The organism is Frankia sp. Hr75.2 (genome assembly GCF_949319125.1).
GTDB lineage: Bacteria > Actinomycetota > Actinomycetes > Frankiales > Frankiaceae > Parafrankia > Parafrankia soli.
The window spans coordinates 1-2,677 of record NZ_CASGGV010000115.1 but is presented as its reverse complement, the minus strand read 5'-3'; the positions used below and the strand labels follow the sequence as shown (position 1 = coordinate 2,677).

Sequence of the window (2,677 nt, the reverse complement as noted above, 5' to 3'; positions counted from 1 at the left end):
ATACGGAACCGCCGTAGCCAGCCGTCGTAGTCGCGACCCCCTCCCGGCCGGCCCCGATGAGCTTGTGGTGGAAGTGCGTCTCCCGAAGCGCGGAATGCAGGTGGTACAGCACGGTCATGCCCGGGAGGTAGGTCGCGTAGCCAGTGATCTTGCCGCCCAGCCGTTCCAGCGACTCGGTACCCCGGTCGTACTCGATGAAGAACGTCGTCACATGTGGGCCCTCGATCCACCGGCCGTACCCATCCGGGCGGATCGCTTCCTTGACTCCATGATCCCACTGAAGCGCGGTCGCCACGGTGGACTCCGAGTACCAGTTGGCCAATCGGGTCAAGGGGCGGGCAGCCGCGTCGCGGGCGAGGCTGGTGAAGAATCCGTTCACACCCAGTTGGTGTTCGAGGGTGCCGCTCCGCGCCAAGCGGAGCAGGGCGGCGTTGTGCGCCGACCGAGACGCCGGCCGTTCCGCCCGCCCTGCGGCGATGAGCTGGACCGCCGGATAACTCAGCGTGTACCGCCACGCTTGCGATCCGGGATACACCCGCGCTCGGAACCGCTCCAACGCCCCTCGGCGCGTCAACGCCAGCAGCCGGCGTTGCGCCCGATCCACCGAGGGATACAGCAACGCGGCCACCTGCTCCGCAGTCAGGACACGATGCGCCGCCAGCACATCCAGTAGGTAGAGATCTCTGTCAGTCAAACCCTGCAGGAGCGCCAGCGGACCTACCGGCCGGCCCCGCCCGCGCGTCGAAGTCGTGGGAATACCTGCTCCAGGACGTCGAGTCTGGATCCGTCCGCGAGCCCGTCCAGCCGTGCTCACCTGCGTCAACGCACGCGCCGGCTATCCGGCTGGCCCGCCGTCTCACAGCGCGGTGGGCCAGCCGGTCCCAGACACAGTCACCCAACCGGACCGCCACGCGGACCCGTCGTAGGGGTCGCGGCGGTGCGCTGGCCGACCGGCGTGATTGGTTAGAAGGCGATTCTCGGGAAGGTCCGCGAACGGAGAATGGACGCCATCGCTGTCGTCCCTCCTTTCCGGCATGACGCCACGCAGGTGGCACCCGGCTGCGGACCCGCGTTCCCCGCTCCCAGGAATCAGCTCCCGGGAGCGGCTCGCAGGCCACCCGACGCGCAGCGACACCCTGGAACTTCACGTTCCGTCACCAGTCCAGTGGACCACCGGCGGAACCACGTCCCAGCGCCTCGCTGCTACCAGCGCCCCATCTCCCACCGAACCGGCCACCCGATAGCGGGTCGGTGCCCAGCGGTCAAGGGGGCGGACACGACCGTAGCTCCATACCGGCATCCGGGACAAGCCCACCCACGCCCCGTCAATTTGCCTCGACACAGACCCTCAAAGCCAGGGAAGCAACACTCGGCGGCACCGTTTCCGCAGGTCGCAGGCCCGCAACCCCCTCCGACAGGCATAACGGACCAATCGACTCTTATTCACTATTAGGACAAAAACGCAGTTTCGCTCACGGAAATGAACATCGACGCGCACCGCGCCGTTGACCGGGGGCACCACGACGCTATCCGCGCTTCGTGCGGCGCCCTGGGGCCGTCAGCGTCGGGTCTCATCGATTCGACGGGCGGCCCAGTCGGCCCGGCTGATCGCGTGGACGTTGTTCGCCTTCCACGGGCCGACGTCGGCGATCTCCCGGAAGGTCATCCCGAGCCTGCGGGCGATCGTGTTCATGCCCGTGTTCTCCTGATGCGTGGCGGTGATCAGCTCGTCGACGTCGAGGTGCGTGAACCCGAAGTCGAGCGCCGCCGTGATCGTCTCGGTGCCCAGGCCCTGGCCCCAGCGGTCCCGGCGGATCGAGACCGCGACCTCCACACCCGGCCAGCCCTGCGCGAAGTAGGTGCCCGCGCGGCCGAGGAACTCCCCGCTGGCCCGGTCCTCGACCGCCCACATGCCGTGTCCGCGGATCGCCCACATGCCGATCAGATGGGTGACCAGCCGCTCGGTGCCCGCCCGGTCGAACGTGCCGTCCAGGTAGCGCATGGTCTCCGGGTCGGCGTTCATCGCGGCGTACGGGTCGAGGTCGGCGGCTTTCCAGCCGCGGAGCACCAGCCGTTCGGTGAGCACGGTGGGGATGGTGACGACCGACGGGGTTCCGTAGTGGAGGGCCATGGTCACGCCTGACCTGTGGTGAGTTCGAGGCGGGGACGTGCCTGCCAGCGGTCCCAGAAGTCACGCACGGGTCCGACAGTGGGGTGGCCGGCAAACGCTGTGGCGATCTCGGCGACGCGGTCGGAGACCGAGGCGGTGGGCCGTGTGTCCAGCATGTCGACGACCTTCCCCGCCACGGCCGCGGCTTCGTCGATCTCGGGCTGTTCCCTGGCGGTGAGGCTCGCCGCGAGCGCGAGCAGCGCGTGGCCGTAGTCCTCGAAGCCGGCGGCCTGGCCGCCCTCGTAGGCGGCGAGCGCGGCACGGGCGATCGGTTCCGCCTCGACGCCACCACCGATGCGGGTGAGGACCCCGGCGTACATCATCTCGGCGGCGGCCGGGCCGAACGGGCTGATGCCGGGCTGCAGCGGCAGGTCCGTGACCGAGGCTCGCATCCGGTTCAACGCCGCCCTGGTCCCCGCGGCGTCACCCAGGGCGCCGAGGGCCCGCGCTTCGTAACTGGCGATCCGGGCCCGGGTGTACGGGTTGTCCGCCACGACAGCGGTCTTG

Annotated in this window: 2 protein-coding genes and 1 pseudogene; all 3 read right to left on the bottom strand. The window is 69.3% G+C overall.

Annotated elements, in window-relative coordinates; genetic code table 11:
• The coding region (locus AC559T_RS11245) for a replication-relaxation family protein (protein ID WP_498868654.1) at positions 1-694 on the bottom strand (694 nt) is incomplete at its 3' end.
• An 864-nt stretch (positions 695-1,558) separates the two neighbouring features.
• The gene (locus AC559T_RS11240; protein WP_498868655.1) at positions 1,559-2,131 is read right to left on the bottom strand and encodes a GNAT family N-acetyltransferase; all 573 of its coding nucleotides are present in this window, start codon (positions 2,129-2,131) and stop codon (positions 1,559-1,561) included.
• Positions 2,132-2,133: 2 nt separating this feature from the next.
• Positions 2,134-2,677, bottom strand: a pseudogene (locus AC559T_RS11235) (hypothetical protein); the annotation flags it as partial.

Bases quoted from the DNA above. Each gene is read 5' to 3' on its own strand.
- AC559T_RS11240 (WP_498868655.1), bottom strand. From the start codon at position 2,131: ATGGCCCTCCACTACGGAACCCCGTCGGTCGTCACCATCCCCACCGTG.